The 16993-nt window shown below is 65.0% G+C and carries 23 protein-coding genes and 2 pseudogenes; 8 read left to right on the top strand and 17 right to left on the bottom strand.

Features of this window, described 5'->3' with window-relative positions; all coding sequences use genetic code 11:
- Positions 1-21 precede the first annotated feature (21 nt).
- Positions 22-246, bottom strand: a pseudogene (locus ACZ6DL_RS24460) (YbaB/EbfC family nucleoid-associated protein); the annotation flags it as partial.
- A 40-nt stretch (positions 247-286) separates the two neighbouring features.
- Entirely contained in the window at positions 287-730 is a 444-nt protein-coding gene (dtd, locus tag ACZ6DL_RS24455; RefSeq protein WP_466054466.1) for a D-aminoacyl-tRNA deacylase, read from the bottom strand.
- 166 nt (positions 731-896) lie between these two features.
- Between dtd and ACZ6DL_RS24450 the strand changes: the two genes are divergently transcribed.
- The 4 genes from ACZ6DL_RS24450 (at position 897) to ACZ6DL_RS24435 (ending at position 4500) form a co-directional block, all read left to right on the top strand.
- The gene (locus ACZ6DL_RS24450) at positions 897-2420 is read left to right on the top strand and encodes a hypothetical protein (protein ID WP_393234844.1); all 1524 of its coding nucleotides are present in this window, start codon (positions 897-899) and stop codon (positions 2418-2420) included.
- 359 nt (positions 2421-2779) lie between these two features.
- Positions 2780-3238, top strand: coding sequence for a DNA-directed RNA polymerase subunit beta (locus ACZ6DL_RS24445; protein WP_393234841.1), 459 nt, complete (start codon positions 2780-2782; stop codon positions 3236-3238).
- Positions 3235-3663 (top strand): DUF4254 domain-containing protein, encoded by a 429-nt coding sequence (locus ACZ6DL_RS24440; protein WP_040864902.1) that lies wholly within the window; start codon positions 3235-3237, stop codon positions 3661-3663. Before ACZ6DL_RS24445 ends, ACZ6DL_RS24440 begins: the two co-directional genes overlap by 4 nt.
- Before the next feature lie 36 nt (positions 3664-3699).
- Positions 3700-4500, top strand: a complete 801-nt coding sequence (locus ACZ6DL_RS24435) for a class I SAM-dependent methyltransferase (protein ID WP_466054463.1) — start codon at positions 3700-3702, stop codon at positions 4498-4500.
- Between the two features lie 442 nt (positions 4501-4942).
- Here the strand turns inward: ACZ6DL_RS24435 and map are convergent, their stop codons facing one another.
- The 9 genes from map to rpsH all read right to left on the bottom strand — a co-directional run bounded on the left by map (position 4943) and on the right by rpsH (position 10483).
- On the bottom strand, positions 4943-5740 hold the full coding sequence (gene map, locus ACZ6DL_RS24430; protein ID WP_393234834.1) for a type I methionyl aminopeptidase: 798 nt from the start codon (positions 5738-5740) through the stop codon (positions 4943-4945).
- Positions 5741-5769: 29 nt separating this feature from the next.
- A complete protein-coding gene (locus ACZ6DL_RS24425) occupies positions 5770-6315 on the bottom strand; it encodes an adenylate kinase (RefSeq protein ID WP_062971841.1) in 546 nt (181 codons plus the stop codon).
- Complete coding sequence (gene secY, locus ACZ6DL_RS24420; RefSeq protein WP_040864899.1) at positions 6312-7634, bottom strand: preprotein translocase subunit SecY; 1323 nt, start codon at positions 7632-7634, stop codon at positions 6312-6314. Before secY ends, ACZ6DL_RS24425 begins: the two co-directional genes overlap by 4 nt.
- 172 nt (positions 7635-7806) lie before the next feature.
- Positions 7807-8250, bottom strand: a complete 444-nt coding sequence (gene rplO, locus ACZ6DL_RS24415) for a 50S ribosomal protein L15 (protein WP_051168540.1) — start codon at positions 8248-8250, stop codon at positions 7807-7809.
- A 1-nt stretch (position 8251) separates the two neighbouring features.
- The gene (rpmD, locus tag ACZ6DL_RS24410) at positions 8252-8431 is read right to left on the bottom strand and encodes a 50S ribosomal protein L30 (protein WP_040864898.1); all 180 of its coding nucleotides are present in this window, start codon (positions 8429-8431) and stop codon (positions 8252-8254) included.
- Positions 8431-9090, bottom strand: a complete 660-nt coding sequence (rpsE, locus tag ACZ6DL_RS24405) for a 30S ribosomal protein S5 (RefSeq protein WP_039795557.1) — start codon at positions 9088-9090, stop codon at positions 8431-8433. Before rpsE ends, rpmD begins: the two co-directional genes overlap by 1 nt.
- A 31-nt stretch (positions 9091-9121) precedes the next feature.
- Positions 9122-9529 carry a 50S ribosomal protein L18 gene (gene rplR, locus ACZ6DL_RS24400; RefSeq protein ID WP_051174870.1) on the bottom strand — a complete coding sequence of 136 codons (408 nt, stop codon included), beginning with the start codon at positions 9527-9529 and terminating at the stop codon, positions 9122-9124.
- Positions 9530-9531: 2 nt separating this feature from the next.
- A complete protein-coding gene (rplF, locus tag ACZ6DL_RS24395) occupies positions 9532-10071 on the bottom strand; it encodes a 50S ribosomal protein L6 (protein ID WP_062971845.1) in 540 nt (179 codons plus the stop codon).
- Positions 10072-10084: 13 nt separating this feature from the next.
- Positions 10085-10483, bottom strand: a complete 399-nt coding sequence (gene rpsH, locus ACZ6DL_RS24390; protein ID WP_039795549.1) for a 30S ribosomal protein S8 — start codon at positions 10481-10483, stop codon at positions 10085-10087.
- A gap of 283 nt (positions 10484-10766) precedes the next feature.
- On the opposite strand from rpsH, the gene ACZ6DL_RS24385 reads away from it, so the two are divergent.
- Genes ACZ6DL_RS24385 through ACZ6DL_RS24375 form a run of 3 tightly spaced genes read left to right on the top strand, consistent with a single transcriptional unit; the run spans position 10767 to position 12184 of the window.
- Positions 10767-11420: a Uma2 family endonuclease gene (locus tag ACZ6DL_RS24385; protein WP_466054457.1), complete on the top strand. Its 654-nt coding sequence runs from the start codon at positions 10767-10769 to the stop codon at positions 11418-11420.
- 60 nt (positions 11421-11480) lie between these two features.
- On the top strand, positions 11481-11729 hold the full coding sequence (locus ACZ6DL_RS24380; protein ID WP_449938655.1) for a CopG family transcriptional regulator: 249 nt from the start codon (positions 11481-11483) through the stop codon (positions 11727-11729).
- On the top strand, positions 11726-12184 hold the full coding sequence (locus ACZ6DL_RS24375; protein WP_466054455.1) for a type II toxin-antitoxin system VapC family toxin: 459 nt from the start codon (positions 11726-11728) through the stop codon (positions 12182-12184). The genes ACZ6DL_RS24380 and ACZ6DL_RS24375 overlap by 4 nt, the downstream gene beginning before the upstream one ends.
- 150 nt (positions 12185-12334) lie before the next feature.
- On the opposite strand, the gene ACZ6DL_RS24370 is transcribed toward ACZ6DL_RS24375, so the two are convergent.
- Positions 12335-12544, bottom strand: coding sequence for a hypothetical protein (locus ACZ6DL_RS24370; protein ID WP_466054453.1), 210 nt, complete (start codon positions 12542-12544; stop codon positions 12335-12337).
- Positions 12541-13080, bottom strand: coding sequence for a hypothetical protein (locus ACZ6DL_RS24365; RefSeq protein ID WP_466054451.1), 540 nt, complete (start codon positions 13078-13080; stop codon positions 12541-12543). Before ACZ6DL_RS24365 ends, ACZ6DL_RS24370 begins: the two co-directional genes overlap by 4 nt.
- A 474-nt stretch (positions 13081-13554) precedes the next feature.
- Between ACZ6DL_RS24365 and ACZ6DL_RS24360 the strand changes: the two are divergent.
- Positions 13555-14303 (top strand): annotated as a pseudogene (locus ACZ6DL_RS24360) (DUF5753 domain-containing protein).
- A 182-nt stretch (positions 14304-14485) separates the two neighbouring features.
- On the opposite strand, the gene ACZ6DL_RS24355 reads toward ACZ6DL_RS24360, so the two are convergent.
- The 4 genes from ACZ6DL_RS24355 to ACZ6DL_RS24340 all read right to left on the bottom strand — a co-directional run bounded on the left by ACZ6DL_RS24355 (position 14486) and on the right by ACZ6DL_RS24340 (position 16988).
- Entirely contained in the window at positions 14486-15061 is a 576-nt protein-coding gene (locus ACZ6DL_RS24355) for a HEAT repeat domain-containing protein (RefSeq protein WP_466054449.1), read from the bottom strand.
- A 66-nt stretch (positions 15062-15127) separates the two neighbouring features.
- Positions 15128-15511 carry a hypothetical protein gene (locus ACZ6DL_RS24350; RefSeq protein ID WP_466054447.1) on the bottom strand — a complete coding sequence of 128 codons (384 nt, stop codon included), beginning with the start codon at positions 15509-15511 and terminating at the stop codon, positions 15128-15130.
- Positions 15508-16794, bottom strand: a complete 1287-nt coding sequence (locus ACZ6DL_RS24345) for a WXG100-like domain-containing protein (RefSeq protein ID WP_466054445.1) — start codon at positions 16792-16794, stop codon at positions 15508-15510. Before ACZ6DL_RS24345 ends, ACZ6DL_RS24350 begins: the two co-directional genes overlap by 4 nt.
- Positions 16791-16988, bottom strand: a complete 198-nt coding sequence (locus ACZ6DL_RS24340; protein WP_466054673.1) for a WXG100 family type VII secretion target — start codon at positions 16986-16988, stop codon at positions 16791-16793. The genes ACZ6DL_RS24345 and ACZ6DL_RS24340 overlap by 4 nt, the downstream gene beginning before the upstream one ends.
- Positions 16989-16993: the final 5 nt, after the last annotated feature.

The raw sequence follows: 16993 nt of genomic DNA, 5'->3' as shown, positions 1-16993 counted from the left end.
CCGATGGTTTGTCCAGGGCGCCATCAGATCCCGGGTCTTGCGGGCCACCTCGGCGCTGGCCTGCTGCGCGGCGTCGGTGATCGCCTCGGCGATCTCGGCAGAGCCGCGGTCTTCGATGTTCGGCCCGAATTGGGTCTCGATGACCGTGTTGTCGGCGTTCACGACCACCGTCACCCGCTTGCCGCGCGCCGTCGCGCGGCCGGTCAGCTCGACGCGCTCCTGCTGCAACCGTGCGATGATCCGCATCTGCTCCTGGACGCCGTCGAGGATGTCGGCCAGATCCGGTTCACAACTCCAGCATGACGGTGACCGGGCCGTCGTTCACCAAGTCGATGCGCATGTGCGCACCGAATCGCCCCGTAGCGACTGTTGCGCCGAGTTCGCGCAGCGCGTGCGCGAAGACGTCGACAAGAGGTTCGGCGATCGTGCCGGGAGCGGCCGCCGACCAGGACGGGCGCCTGCCCTTCTTCGTGTCCGCGTACAGCGTGAATTGGCTGACCACCAGGATCGGGGCGCGCAGATCCGCGGCCGAGCGCTCGCCGTCGAGGATGCGTAACCGCCACACCTTGTCGGCCAGGGCCCGCGCGGTCGCCTCGGTGTCGGAGTGCGTCACGCCGACCAGGACGACCAGGCCGTGCGGGACACCGTCGGCCGACGGGTCGATCCGGCCGACGACCTGGTCGTCGACGGTCACCCGCGCCGAACTCACGCGCTGCAATAGGGCTCGCACAACCCTCGATCATGCCTGCCGCTGCGCCAGTAGCCGCCGCACGGGTGGCGGTCCGCCGAACGACCCCGCCTGCCTGGCCGGATACAGGTGCGCGCAGGCGGCAAGCGTGACAAACTCGGTGCGCAGAAGGTTATGTTGCGCGGTTGCCGCGCGTTGGCGGAGGATCATGCTGGAAACGAGGAGCGCGATGGATCTGGACGCGATGGAGCGCCAGATCGCCGCGGATCGGTATGCGGCACTCGACCGTACGGTCGAATCCGAATTGCGCTTGGCCACTTCCCTCGGCGAACTCGCCAAGGGACTGATCGCCACCAAGACCAATGGTTCGATGCGTGATCGCACGCGGGAGGCGCTGGCGCCCGCCGAGGAAGCGGTGGCGATCCGCTTGCGCCTGCTGTCCAGGGGCCAAGTGCTGACCGCCCGCTTGGCGGGTGAGTTGAACGACGCCCTGCGCTCCTTCGAGCAGGCGGCACGGCACAGCGGCCGCAGGGAACTGGCCACCACGACGATCCGTCGCGCCTGTGACGTCTACCGCCAAGTGGCGCGCGAGCATCCCGAGGTCGCGGGCCCGTGCGCCGACGGTCTGTCCAAATGCGGCGTATGGCTGGGCAGGCTGGACCAGGACGCCGCCGTCGCCGCGACCGAGGAGGCGGCCCGCATCCGCGCCGCCCTGGCCGCGGCGAACCCGGAACTGTCCGGCAAGTACCTGGCCAGTTTGAGTACGCTGCTGCGGACGCTCATGGTCGGCCGGTCGCGCAAGCAGGCCATCGCCATGTACCGGGAGCGGTACGCCGCGTTCACCTCGACCACCATGTCGATCCGGCTGCGCGCGTGCGGTATCCAGGACCTCGATCTCACCCCGAAATCGCACCGGGCGCTGGTGGAACTGGGTTGCCGCACGCTGGAACAGGCGGGACGGCTCACCCAGCAGCAGGTCATGTTCAAGTCCTCCGGCGACCTGTCGACCGTCGAGGAGATCAACTGGAAGCTGGCCCTGGTCGGCCTGCGCCCGCTCGCGCCCGGTACCGAACAGGACCAGCCGGCCACGCCCGTGCAGATCGGCTCCACCTTCGGCGCGCTGAGCGTGTACTTGCCCGCACGGGACGCCATAGCCCAGGTACGCGCCGCGATCATCGCGGCCTATGCCGTCGACGACGCCTACCCCCTCGACCGGGAGAGTTACCTCGGTACGCACGAGTCGAAGTGGAAGATCCGCGAGCCCGAGCTGAACACCTCCCCCACCCTCGGCGACGACATCGTGCTGATCGACCAGCCCTACGGCGGCTGGGTCACGGTCATGAGCCTGAACTGGGAACTGACGCCGGTGGCGAAAAACCCACTGGCGCTGCGCCTGTCCCAGGACTGGCCGGTCGCGGCGATCACGGTCACCGAGAACGTGGCCTATGAGCTGTGCTGGTACGAGCACGGCGCGGCCACCCAGTACGCCGCGCTCGGCCGTCCGGCCGGGCAAGCGCCCCTCGAGAAGCCGCTCGCGCCACTGAACTTCGAGACGCTGGCTCTGTACAACCCCGACCGGGCGACCGAGAGCAAGCTGCGCGCGGCCTTCGGCAACACCAAGGTGTTCGCCAACCTCACCTATCTGCCGGACTGCGGCCTGCGTCAGATCAGTGTCGACACGCCGCTGTCCGAGCACGGCGACCGCGTGCTGTTCTTCCGTACGACACCCTGAGGCCGACTCCGGATACGCCTGTCGCGGCGCGGATTTGCGGCAAAGTAGCACATGCCTCCGCGGCGGTGGTGAACAAAATACCCGGCGCCCCGACCCCGCATCCCCACAGGTCATTTGACCAGGTCATGCGTATGCCGAAGTGAACGGGGAGTTGTGCCGCACCCCCGGCCGGTCACCACACCCGCCGGTAACCAGCACGCAAAGGAATTTCTGGAGAACTAATTGAACGGAATGTTTGATCCGCTCCATGGAGTGCTCTACTGAAACAACGCTCGCACGGTGTACCGGATCACAGCACTGATGCCGCAGTACCGTCCGAGCGGCTTGGAAAAAGTCACCCGAAGCTACCCGAGGGCCCCATGGACCAACTGGCGTTGGCGGACACCCCGACCGCCCGATGCGCCTTCTATCGACACACCTGCGACCTGCCCGCCGGAGTTCATCCGGAGATCGGCCGAATCGTCTTACGCGCCGGATTCGTCGGCGCGATCACGATGCCCGCCGCATTGGGGCAGCGAGTGCGCGACGATCTCACCCATCGACGAATCGGTCTGGGTCCGATCATCTCGCACGTCCGGTCCAAACGGTGGACCTTTCTGACCCGCCCCGATCTACCCGACGACGTCCGGCTGTTCGCCGAGCTGTTCCGCCTGAACGTCTCGATCGTGCCCAGCGGTGGTGAGATCGCCCTGCCCTCCCCCGCCGCTGCCGACTCCGATTACCGGCACTGGATCGTCGCTCCGCAGAACGGTTTCCGGCCTTCCGGCTCGTCCATCGTCGACACCGTTCGTTCCTGCACGAGAACGGCTGCACGATGACGACCGGGGCACTGCCCGCCAAACATCAAGTACTGCAAGCCTGCCGGGGCGAACTGCCGGAGAGCAACCCGCTGCTGCGCAGTGCGCACGAACTCACCACGCTGCACGAACGCAGGCTCGGCGCGGCACAAGATTCGCTCGACGAGATAGACGCGTTGCGCGCGAGCTTGATTCGTGACATAGATCGGTGGATCACGGTACAGCTGCCGCCCGCACACGGGGCGGCACACGTGCATACCGAGACCGTCGGCGCCGTGATCGACCGGCTGGCCCAGTTCACCGCGAACGCCTATGCGGCGCTGGCCAGCGCCTCCGAATGGGATCTGTGGGACGCCTGGCAGCGCTTGGCGGAGCTGGCCGTCGGATACGACGACCTGGCCGCCGAGGTCTGCGCGGGCGTGCGCAGACTCCCTGGCGCATCCTAGGTTCCGCCGCGGCTCCCCATCCGTAAGCTGGGACGGATGGGGAGCTCGGACGACCATGCCGATGAGGCGCTCGCCCTGCACAACAGGAGGGCGGGTTCCTTCGGCGCTCGTGCCGCGGCCTACGCGGAGCACCGGCCCGACTATCCGGCCGCGGCTATCGGCTGGGCTTTGGCTCGCGTCGCCGATCGGAGACCACCGGTCGTTCTCGATCTCGGCGCGGGCACCGGCAAACTGACCCGCGGTCTTCTCGCCATCGGTGCGTCGGTGATCGCGGTGGAACCCGACACGCACATGCTCGCCGAACTGATCCGCCGGTTCCCGGACGTCACCGCACACACCGGTTCGGCCGAAGCCATCCCGCTCCCGGCTGATTCGGTGGACGCGATCATCGCCGGGCAGGCGTTCCACTGGTTCGACTTGGACCGCGCCTACCCGGAATTCCTCCGGGTGCTGCGGCCGGGCGGCGTTCTCGCGGCCCTGTGGAACACCGTCGACGACTCGGTGAAGTGGGTCGCCGGGCTGAAGGAGGTCGACCGGTCGAGCGTGTCGGAGGCCCAGCCACCGAGCGGACAAATCGTTCTGCCCACACACCCGCTGTTCGATGAGCACGAGTTCGAACGATCGACATTCTCACATCGGCATCGGCGCACGGCCGAGTCCCTGACGGCGACGATCGGCACGCAATCGCACACATTGGTGATCCCGCCCGAGGAACGGGCCGAATTGCTCGACCGGATCATGGACTATCTGCGCAGGCAGCCGGAGACAGCAGAGGGCGAATTCGACCTGCCCATCGTCACTTCGGTGCTGCGGACCACCCTGCGCACCGCGGACTGATCGGCTACTTACGCAGACGAAACGCCCAGGCCACAACGCTTCCATGACCCATGCGGAGGCGACGAAACAGCCCGATCGCATCGAACTGCGGCGCGCGCCAAGCCAATTCGAGTAGCGGCCTACTCACGTCCGCGCCACCCGCACGGCCATACGCTGACGGCATCGTTCAGAACAGTATCGAACCAAGGAGAAAGTAACCGTTCCATCCCGCACGGGCACCGCCTCGGGCCCACCGCTTCGGCTCAACGCGCAGGACGCGGGTGCAAGGAACGACGTCACCGATCCAGCGAAAGCTGGGTATCGCCCGACTGGCGTGTCGACGCAAGGTGTCGGCACGCGGAGACGCGGCGAGATCGGCCAGGAAGCCTGGCGTCGGTGCGGCTCGTTTCCTCGCCGCGCAGTGTTACCGAACCGGGCCGCCCAGACGGCCGCCCACCGTGCGCTACTCCGGACGCAGCGTCAGGATCCGGGGTCCGTCCTCCGTGACGGCGACAGTGTGCTCCCAATGTGCCGCACGACTGCCGTCCACGGTGACCACGGTCCAGTCGTCGTCGAGCACCTTCGTCTGGGTGGTGCCGAGCGTGAGCATCGGCTCGATCGCGAGTACCGACCCGACCACGAGCTTCGGGCCCTTGCCCGGCTCGCCTTCGTTGGCGAGGAACGGGTCGAGGTGCATCTCGCGGCCGATGGCGTGCCCACCGTAGCCGTCGACGATGCCGTAGGCGCGCCCGTGCTCCTTCTCGGCCGCCCGGGTGCCGAGCTCGATCGCGTGCGAAACGTCGGTCAGCCGGTTACCGGGCAGCATCGCCGCGATTCCCGCCTCCATCGACGACTTGGTCGCCTCGCTGAGCAGGCGGTCGGCCTCGATGATCATCCCTACACCGAAGGTCCAGGCCGAATCACCGTGCCATCCGTCGAGAATCGCCCCGCAGTCGATGGAGACCAGGTCGCCTTCGGTGAGGATCTCCTCCGCCGTCGGGATCCCGTGCACCACGCGATCGTTCACCGACGCGCAGATCGACGCGGGGAAGCCGTGGTAGCCCTTGAACGACGGCACCGCGCCCGCGTCCCGGATCACCTGCTCGGCGACCTCGTCCAGTTCCAGGGTGGACACCCCGGGCTTGGCTGCCGCGCGCACGGCAACCAAGGCGCGGCCGACGATCGCGCCGGCCGCCGCCATGGCATCCAGTTCGCCTGCCGTCCGGAACGGCACGACCTTCTTCTTACGGTTGAAGACCATCCCGCCTCAGCGCTCCATCGTGAGCCGACTCAGTGGCCCAGCGCGCGAAGCGCCCGCGCGTTGACGTCATCGACCTCGCCGACGCCGTCCACCGAGACGACCAGGCCGTCGTAGTGCTCCAGCAGCGGTTCGGTCTCTTCGCGGTACACCCGCAGGCGGTTGCGGATCACACCCTCGTTGTCATCGGTGCGGCCACGGGCGAGCATCCGCTCGACCACGGTGTCCTCCGGCACGACGAAGCGCAGCACCGCGTCGAGCTTGGTGTTCATGTTCTTGAGGATCTTCTCCAGCGCATCGGCCTGATCCACCGTGCGCGGGTATCCGTCGAGTACGAACCCGTTGGCGGCATCGGGCTCGTTGACCCGCGCCTCCACCATGCGGTTGGTCACATCGCTGGGCACCAGGTCGCCCGCGTCCATGTACTTCTGCGCCTCGCGGCCCAACGGGGTCTGCTGGCTGATATTCGCGCGGAACAGGTCCCCGGTGGAGATGTGCGGAACACCCAGCTTCTCCGACAGCAGGACAGCCTGGGTGCCTTTACCGGCGCCCGGCGGACCGAGCAGTACAACTCTCACTTGAGGAACCCTTCGTAATTTCGATTCATCAGCTGGCTCTCGATCTGCTTCACGGTGTCCAAACCGACGCTCACCATGATCAGCACCGCGGTACCGCCGAACGGAAGGTTCTGGGTACCACCGGAGGCGCCGATGTCGAGGAACAGGTTCGGCAGCACAGCGACCAGACCGAGATAGATCGAGCCGGGGAGGGTGATACGGCTCAGGACGAAGTTGAGGTAGTCGGCGGTCGGCTTGCCGGGCCGGTAGCCCGGGATGAAGCCGCCGAACTTCTTCATCTCGTCGGCGCGCTCCTCCGGGTTGAAGGTGATCGCGACGTAGAAGTAGGTGAAGAACACGATCAGACTGAAGTAGATCGCGATGTACACCGGGTTGCCCGGGTTCACCAGGTATTTCTGGATGATCTCCTGCCACCAGCTCGGGTTCTGGTTGTTCTGCGCCCCCGTCAGCTGCGCCACCAGGTTCGGCAGATACAGCAGCGACGAGGCGAAGATGACCGGGATGACACCCGCCTGGTTCACCTTCAGCGGCAGGTAGGTCGAGGAGCCGCCGTACATCTTGCGGCCGACCACACGCTTCGCGTACTGCACAGGAATCCGGCGCTGGCCCTGCTCGACGAAGATCACGGCGGCGACGATCGCCAGCGCGGCGACGCACACCAGGCCGAATACCAGACCGCCCCGGCTGTCCAGGATCGCCTTGCCCTCGCTCGGGATGCGGGCGGCGATACCGGCGAAGATCAGCAGGGACATGCCGTTGCCGATGCCGCGCTCGGTGATCTGCTCGCCGAACCACATCACCAGCGAAGCGCCCGCGGTCATCACGAGCACGATGATGATCATGCCGAAGATGCTGGTGTCGGCCAGGATGTCCTTCTGGCAGCCCTGCAGCAGCTGACCGCGGGCCGCCAGTGCGACCAGACCGGTGGCTTGCAGGATCGCCAAGGCGACCGCGAGGTATCGGGTGTACTGCGTCATCTTCGTCTGGCCGGCTTGGCCTTCCTTGCGCAGTTCCTCGAACCGCGGGATGACGACGGTGAGCAGCTGGATGATGATGCTCGCGGTGATGTAGGGCATGATGCCGATCGCGAAGACCGACAGCTGCAGCAGCGCACCACCGGAGAACAGGTTGATCAGCTGGTAGATGCCGCCCGATTCACCACCGGAGACCAGGTCGATACACTCCTGGACAGCCTTGTAGTCGACGCCGGGGGACGGCAGCGAGGCACCCAGCCGGTACAACGCGATCAACCCCAGCGTGAAGAGAATCTTCCGCCGTAAGTCCGGAGTCCGGAAGGCCGATACGAAGGCGGAAAGCACTGATCCTCCTGGCGAACGACATGGTCATGACATGGATGTTCAGCGATGTCCCTGCTCGACACAGAAGGGACGCCGAAAACCACGACGAGGCTTGGCAGACAACAATTGAACTCTAACAGTGGCACCGGACGAGCCGTTCACTCGTCCGGTGCCGCTGTCATGCAGAGTACCGTCAGCCCAGCTCGGTGACGGTGCCACCGGCGGCGGTGATCTTCTCTTTCGCCGAGCCGGTGACCTTGTCCACGGTCACCTGGACCGCGACGCCGATCTCACCATCGCCGAGGACCTTGACCAGCTGATTCTTGCGAACCGCGCCGGCCGCCACGAGCTCGGCCTTGCCGACCTCGCCGCCCTCGGGGAACAGCTTCGCGATGGCGCCGACGTTCACGACCTGGTATTCCGTGCGGAACGGGTTCGTGAAGCCCTTGAGCTTGGGCAGCCGCATGTGCAGCGGCATCTGCCCGCCCTCGAAGGCGGCCGGGACATTCTTGCGCGCCTTGGTGCCCTTGGTACCACGGCCCGCGGTCTTGCCCTTGGAGCCCTCACCGCGACCCACACGGATCTTCTCGGTCTTGGCGCCGGGAGCCGGACGCAGGTGGTGCAACTTGATGGTCATGTCAGACCTCCTCAACGGTCACGAGGTGGCGCACGACGTTGATCAGCCCGCGGTTCTGGGCATTGTCCTCGCGGACCACGGTCTTGCGGATACCGCGCAGACCGAGGGTCCGAAGGCTGTCCCGCTGATTCTGCTTGGCGCCGATCGAACTCTTGATCTGGGTCACCTTGAGATCTGCCATTACTTGACACCTCCGGCAGCCTGAGCGCGCGCACGCAGCATGCCGGCAGGGGCGACGTCCTCGAGCGGCAGGCCACGGCGAGCCGCGACCTCTTCCGGACGCTGCAGCTGCTTGAGGGCAGTGACAGTCGCGTGCACGACGTTGATGGCGTTGTCGCTACCGAGCGACTTCGCCAGAATGTCGTGGATACCGGCGCATTCCAGCACGGCACGAGCCGCGCCACCGGCGATCACACCGGTACCCGGCGAGGCCGGACGCAGCATGACCACACCGGCGGCCGCCTCACCCTGAACCGGGTGCGTGATGGTGGAGCCGATCATCGGGACTCGGAAGAAGTTCTTGCGAGCCTCTTCGACACCCTTCTGGATGGCCGCGGGAACTTCCTTGGCCTTGCCGTAGCCGACGCCGACCAGACCGTTGCCGTCACCGACGATCACCAGGGCGGTGAAGCTGAAGCGCCGACCACCCTTCACGACCTTGGAGACGCGGTTGATCGCGACGACCCGCTCGAGCTGGTTCTTCTCGGCGGCGTTGTCGCGACGGTCGCCGCCGCCCCGACGGTCGCCACCACCGCGACGGTCGCCGCGGCCGCCCTCGGGGGCGCTGCCATTCTGTCCGGCGGGTCCGCTTCCGCCGTCACGCCTCTGACGTCCCGGCATCAGACGTTCCTTCCGTTCTTGTTATCGATCATCAGAATTTCAACCCACCTTCGCGAGCGGCGTCGGCCAGTGCGGCGATCCGGCCGTGGTAGTCGTGGCCACCACGGTCGAACACGACGGCCTCGACACCGGCGGCCTTGGCGCGCTCGGCCAGCAGGGCGCCGACCTTCTTGCTCTTGGCCGACTTGTCGCCGTCCAGCGCCCGCACGTCGGCTTCGATGGTCGAGGCGGCGGCGATGGTCTTGCCCGCCGAGTCGTCCACCAGCTGCGCGTGCAGGTGCCGCGAGGAGCGGTTGACCACCAGGCGCGGACGCTCGGTGGTTCCTTCCACCTTCTTGCGCAGACGGAAGTGACGGCGCGTCTTCGACAGACGGCGCTGGGTCGACACGTCCTTGCCCAGGGGGATGCGCTTGGCCTTCTGGTTTTCGGTTTGCGCCATGATCACTTACCCGTCTTTCCGACCTTGCGGCGAACGACCTCGCCGGCGTAGCGGATGCCCTTGCCCTTGTACGGGTCGGGCTTGCGCAGGCCGTGGATGACCGCCGAAATCTGGCCGACCTTCTGCTTGTCGATTCCGGACACGGAGAACTTGGTGGGCGACTCCACCGCGAACGTGATGCCCTCGGGCGCCTCGATCGGCACCGGGTGGCTGTAGCCGAGGGCGAACTCGAGGTTCTGGCCCTTCAGCGCGACGCGGTAACCGACGCCGAAGATTTCCATCTTCTTCTCGTAGCCCTGGGTCACGCCGACAACCATGTTCGACACGAGGGTGCGGGTCAGGCCGTGCAGTGCGCGGCTGCGGCGCTCGTCGTCCGGGCGGGCGACCTCGAGCTGGCCGTCCTCGCCCTTGGCGACGGTGATCGGCTCGGCGACGGTGAGCGACAGGGTGCCCTTGGGCCCCTTCACCGAGATGTCCTGGCCGTCGATGGTCACATCCACACCGGCCGGAAGGGCGATGGGCTTCTTACCAATACGCGACATAGTCCCTGCTCCCTTACCAGACGTAAGCGAGGACTTCGCCGCCCACGCCCTGCTTGGCCGCCTGCTTGTCGGTCAGCAGGCCGGAGGACGTGGAGATGATCGCCACGCCGAGGCCGCCGAGCACCTTGGGCAGATTGGTGGATTTCGCGTACACGCGCAGACCGGGCTTGGAGACACGGCGCACCCCCGCGAGGCTGCGCTCGCGGCTCGGGCCGTACTTGAGGTCGACGATGAGCGTCTTGCCCACCTGTGCGTCCTCGGTCCGGTAGTCGGCGATGTAGCCCTCGCGCTTGAGGATCTCGGCGATGTTCGCCTTGAGCTTCGAGTGCGGAGCCTTCACCTGATCGTGGTACGCCGAGTTGGCGTTGCGCAGACGTGTCAGGAAGTCTGCGATCGGATCAGTCATGGTCATGGTTCGACCTAGACACCTTTCTCGCCGCGGTTCCCATACAGCGCTGACATGCACATCGGCATGCCCAGCGGTGGGCCTACGACAATTCGGATGGTCCGGCCGACCCTTGCCGACCGGAGGAGGTTCGATCGCCCGAGCGCACGCATGCGGACATGGAGGTGCCCAGGCAACCGCTCTAGTGTAGGCAAGGGCTTCACCGGGGCAAAATCCGGGTCTGTGAGCACGGCGTTTCATCCGGTTTGTGACCAGCGGAAATGAGCTGCCACCGGTCTACCATGAGGCTATGTCGAGCCCAGGCGTCGAACGACCCGATCTCCCGGAGTCCATGACCTGGGAGGAGCTCGAGCAGCTACCCGAGGAGATCGCCGGACAGATCGAGCTGCGGAACGGGCGCGTCGTCTGGCGACAGCGGGAATCTGCCGAACATCAAGCATTCACCTTCGCGCTGGCCGGCGCACTCAAGCGCTGCGCCCGCGATGGCATGGCCGAGCAGCCGCAAAGCTGGTGGCGCGTGGATTTCGAAACGAACGTCTTCTTCGGCACGACCGGCAAGTCGGACTTCGCCACCCCCGACGTCCTCGTCTACCGCCGCCTCGATGCCCCCTACCAGGACATCCGCGCCCAAGACGTGCTGCTCGCAGGCCGAGTTCATTCGCCGTCGAGCATCGTGGGCGATCCTTTCGACGAGCAGAGGCGTTACGCCGACGCAGGCGTTCCCTGGTATTGGGACGTGACGCTCGCGCGCGAGAAGAGCACCATCGCGCTGGTCCGCGCGTACGCCTTGGAAACCACCCCGGGCAAGCTCCCACCCGGCGTACACCCGCTATATCCGACGAACTACCTCCTGATCGGCGAGTGGGCACCGAACGATTCCGACGCGATCACCATCGACTTCCCGTTCCCGATCCACATCCCGTGGTCGGAGTTGGAGTTCTGATCCCGACGACGCTACCTCTGTCTAAAGCTAGCTCGGTGGCATATATGCCACAATACTCATATGCCCCTCAAGCGCACGATGGTCTACGCCGACGCTGAAGATCTAGCCGTCATCAAAGACGCCGCTGCACGGAGCGATGTCAGCGAGGCAGAGATCATCCGTAATGCGATCCATCTGGCCGCGATGCGGGTGCGCCGTCGATCCGAACCATTGCGTTTGAGGCGTTTCGCGAGCGGCGATCCCACTCTGGCCGAACGCGTCGATGACATCCTCGCCGACAACTTCGGCGACGACGCGGACCGCCGGTGACGTCGGACTTCGAGCGACCAGGAATCGTTTTCGCTGACACTTCCGGACTCATCGCCGCATTCGACACCTCGTCACCGGACAGCGACGGCGCCTTTCGGGTACTCGAACAGGCTGGGCTCGTGGTCCTGTCGCCCCTGGTTCTCGCCGAGGTCGACCACGTCGCACGCCGGGATCTCGGCCCTCGCGTCTCCACGGAGATGATCGAAGACCTCACCGCTCAGGCGCGTACCAAGCACTTCGAAGTCGCTGTGGTAACTGCCGACGTTCTCGAGCAGGCCAACGCCGTCCGCAGGCTCTATCCCGATCTGCGCCTGGATCTCGCGGACGCCGTGACAGTCGCCCTAGCCGCCGACTACGAGACCAACGAAGTCCTCACACTCGACCGGAGGGACTTCCGCGCGGTAACCCCCCTCACCGAGCACAAATCCTTCCGAGTACTACCGGACGACCTATAACTCAACAGACCACACCCCCACTCACCCTCGACCCCCACAGTCTTGACTCGCGAGTGGCACACCACTGCGCCATCGGCCGAGTAAGCCTCTCGACGGTGTGCCACTCACGGCCCCATTCGCATTGGTCCGCAGCTTGTGATGCGAGCGTCTTCACGGTTGTAAGTAGAGGCGCTCGCAGGGCAAACGGGGTAGCCCGGCGGTATCGCCAGGAACAACGATGAGGTCGGCAGCGATGCGTACGGCGCGCCACTCTCGGATGAATCGCACGGCTGCGGTGTGGCGAGCGGCGAAGTCCAGACTCAGGTCGCCGAGCAGGACGCGCAGGTGGACATCGGGCTCCTCCGGACGCGGGGTGGTCACGTCGCCGGGTCGCACGGTTCAGCGGCCGATACGGGCTGCGCGGTGCGCGGAATCCTCAATCGCACCCGTCCAGCGGCGACGGCTTCGATCATGGCGTTGAACCCGTCCCAGTGCCGCACGTGCTGGAGCACCTGGTCGTCGGTGATTCCGCCGGGTTGCCGTTCCTCTCGGCGGCAGCGCACGAAATCCGCGGTGAGCAAGCTGACCATCTCACCGTAGGAGTAATGCATCTCCTGCGCGTCCGCGGCAGGCCGGTAACCCTCTCGCCCCGCCGCTTCGAGCATGTCTTCCACATATCGGTCGATCGCCCAGATATGCAGGTCCATCAAATAGGCGAGCTGTCGGTCCATCGGACGACCAGGCTTGCGGCTCTCGTAATGCCGCACCCACACGCCGAGCAGCCCCACGGCCGACACCATCAGCGCGTCCGCAGGCTCGATGCGGCCGTTGAAGATATCGAAGAAGGCACGGGTGCCGGGCAGGCGCAGTTCTCGGAATCGGCAATCGCTCGGATGAAATCGCGGATCGGTTGTCACCTCACTCCCCTGGCCCATGTGGATACTCCGGGAAGACCGAGGGCGGACAGGTTGATCGCTCGCGGCGGAAGGCATCTGCTGATCGCCGCGACCACCACCATCGCCGAGGGGCGGAAACCGTCCCGAGGCGGCTCGACCCAATGCCGTACCGCAGGAGGGCGATCGGCCGGTGACGGCAACGCGATCACGCGGCCATGGCCGTAAACCGTGACACCAGCCCGATACAACTGGGCGAACACAGCGGTCGAGTCCGGGAGATCGGGACGCACGAGAAAGACCCAGCTGCGCGATCTCGGGTACGACACGATCGGCCCGGTAGCGCTGCCTCGCCGCCGGAGTTCTTCGCGGACCTCGTGGCCGAGATACGCCGCCATCCCCAAGCCCCATACGCTCCCAGCCGGGACCGTGATGCGTCCGGTATGTGGGTCCACGCCTGCTGCGAGTGCGCCGATACGGCGGTAGAACGCGCACCTGGTGGTGGGAGTGTCTCGAAAGGAGCCTTCCTGCTTGGTCTTCCCCTGCCGTCGAAATGAGTCGGAAGTGCGCCCGATCGCGGAATGCTCGCCGCTTCGAACCGATAAAGCCCTGTTCAGCGGCCCGGCGCAGGCACAGCACACCAGCCCGCCACCGCCGCCGGCCCAGCGGCTCACGTCCTACGCGGTGCAGGTGCCTGGATTGCCGCAAACCGCCGACTATGCCCGCGCGCTGATCGGCGCTTTTCTGCACAACGGTCCCAACGAGGAGATCGAGCAACGAGTACGTCTTCGCCTGAACAGGCAGGTCGTGGTCGCCCGCAAGACCCGCCCGGTGGACCTTCACGTGCTTCTCGATGAATCAGCTCTCTACCGGGTCGTTGGCGGCCCGAAAGTGATGGCCGCGCATCACCGATACCTGGCAGATGTCAGCAACGGCCGAACGTCACGCTGCGCATCCACCCGTACTCGGCCGGATATCCGCGTGGCATCTTGCACGGTTCGTTCGTACTCCTGGACTTCGGCATAGACAGCGAAGGAAGGCCGATCGAACCTCCGGTCGTCTACCTCGACGGCGGGATGAGCAGTGATCTCTACCTGGAAAGGCCCGAATTGGTGCAGCGTTACACTGAAATGGCCGAAGCCATCCGAGAGACGGCCCTGGACGAGAAGACCACGCGAGACCTGCTCCGCCGGGCAGCAAGGAGTTTGACCCGCGAGTGGCACACGGCTGCGGCGAAACGCGAGTAGACCTCTCGGTGGCGTGCCACTCGCGGGGAATGGAATCGGGAGTGGCAGGGGACGGCACCGCTTAAAGCGGCAAAAACTACTTCGGCGGGCCGCTCGATGACATCGAGGCCGTGGCTCTACTCGAAACACAGATCAGAGCGCATATCACTCGAAAGCGGATCGAGATGAGGGCGAATCGCACACTATTCAACCTTTGGAGCCAAGTAGCCGAAAAGGTGTTCGACTTGATTTATCCCTTCGCTTACCTCAGGCGAGGGCGACTGAATTGATATCTCACGAGCCTTTTGCAGAATCGGTATACGATCGTTGGTTTGCAACCATTGCAGACGGTAAGCAATATAGTCTGAATCGGGATCGTCAATACGTCTCCCCAACTCGCCCAAGATGGCCACGAGTCCAGCGCGGCCACCGAAACGAGCCAAAACCTCCGTTGCCTCCAGTTCTACCGCCATATCATCGTCACCGAGAAGTTCAGCCAGTCGTTCGACCACTTGCTCCGACGGGAGTAATTTCCCGAGTTCGGTAGCCGCACCCTGACGCACCTTCCAGTCCGCCGAGTGCGAATCAGCCAGCACACGCGCTAATTCCACACCGCTCCTATCCGGAATCTCGTTCGATGTCCCGGGCTCATCCTCGCGGCTTGGGACACCTGCCTGGCCGTAACCAAATACCGCGAACTCGCCCCAGTAGCACCACGCCGATCGGAGCCCAATCGTCCGAGACGTTGTAAAGGAGGAAGTTTCCACCTTTTCGATCACGGCAGCTGCACCTTTACCGCTCCGCCGTCGAGCCGCAGATCTCATAGCAGCCCACATATATGTGCACTACGATTTTTCTGAGATTACGAACTGCGGATCGTCGTCACTCCAGATGCGCACCTTTCCCCAATCGCCCTCCAAATAGTACACACCATCAGTGTTGGTCAACATATCGATGTTCCCCATATCTTCCGATCCCGAAGCATCCTTGTACTTCCGGAAAGATCTCTCGAGCCATTCGACACGGCTGACATTCTCGAAAATCAGATCCCCACGGACATAGCAATACTGCTCCCCGGCACCGGGTGCGCGATACATCGAGTGTTCGGGTGTCAGCACCGCCTCAAGAACAAACACAATCTCGGTGGGCCGCTCGATGACCTCGAGGACGTAGCTGTCCTCGAGGTACAGGTCAGAAAGGACTGGATAGTCGGAGTAATCTCGCGTCACGGCAAATCCATATCTATCGGCGTATGATTGTCTGGGCTCTTACGAGTGACAGGATTACCATATGGATCAGTCCGCTGGCCCGTAGCGTCTCGAATTTCGACGTGCGGACTCTCGCTTCCAGGCGTCCTGCCACTCCCCCTCTTGATGGTGATACGTACGATCCCATTCTCGTCCGTGTACTTGATGGGACCATTCTCGGTTCTCGACCGTACCCAGCCTTGACTCCGCGCGTAGTCCTCGAGTTCGCTAGCTTTGGGAGTCCTGTTTCGAAAAAGCTCATCCAGAGTCCGAGGTCCCGCGGAACCTCCAGGACGACCAGCCTTCCCACGCAGCCGATCACGTAGATCGGTAACAACTTTCCTGGCCTTGACCGCGGCGTCCTTCGCCTCCTGTTTGATGCCCGCGATCTGTAGGGCCTTGCGCCCACGCCAGGCGAGGATGCCGTCTTTGATCTTCCCGGCCCACTTCTGCACCGTGACCAGAGCCTTGCCTGCCGTGACCGCTCCTGCCCCGAAGCTGATCATGGCGAGGCCGATCGTGATCGCGGCGTCGATGGCGAGGTCGGTGGCGAGCGACTTCAGGAAGCCCTCGATCTCGGTGCGGAGTTCGGTCAGCGCGTCCTTGTAGGCGAGGCAGGACTGGCTGATCTGGGTGCAGGCGGTCAGCAGTTGGTCGATGGAGTTGGCCAGGGATTTGAGGTCGTCTCGGATATGGCCTGCGTCGTCGGCGGTCACACTGTCGAACAGGCTCGCCGCGATCGTGATCTTGTCGCGAGCGTTGGTGTTCTGGTAGATCGTGCCGAGGCGGTCCCAGGCATCAGCAGCCTTGGCGAGCTTTCCCGTGTCGCCGTCTGGCACGGGAATACCGATGTGGCTGATGATATTGATGCCCTTGTCGACGATCCCTTGGCCGGGGCCACCAGCCGACGCCGGGACCGAAAACGGGCCGAATACAGGCATTCCCGGGTCCGTCGGCCGGTCCGGCTGCGGTGCGCCCTTCATAGTGGCGTTGGCTTGCGCGTGCGTGAAGCCGATGTCGTTGAGGGCGCTGCCATATGCGTACAGCGTGGAGTGAACGTCCTGAAAGAAGCCCACCGCCTCGTAGGCGGAGGTGTTGTACGAGCGCGCCCACTCCTGGCCGTTCTCGTCCACGCCCGCCATCGATCCGCATTCGGACAGCTCCGCGAAGATGTACAGAAAGCTGTCCCGCAGCGCGGATGCGGCGTCGAAGCAGTTGGTGGCCGCTTGGTAATAAGCCTTCGGATCGACAGCCAGAGCCGTCATACCCCGAGGATCCTCAAGCCCTCGGCGACAGCGCCGGTATAGCCATCATGGGCGAGCTTCACGGCTTCCTCCAGGGCCGTGAGCCCTTCGGCGATGTCGGTGGCTCCCGCCAACCACTCGTCGTGCGCTTCGCGGTAGGCCGCCATCGCCGCACCGGCCGACGTGGCGCCGACTTCGTTGACTTTCTGGTCGATCGCCC

The organism is Nocardia sp. NPDC041819, assembly GCF_055590505.1.
The sequence above is the reverse complement of the archived record's forward strand: the minus strand, read 5'-3'. Positions and strand labels throughout refer to the sequence as shown.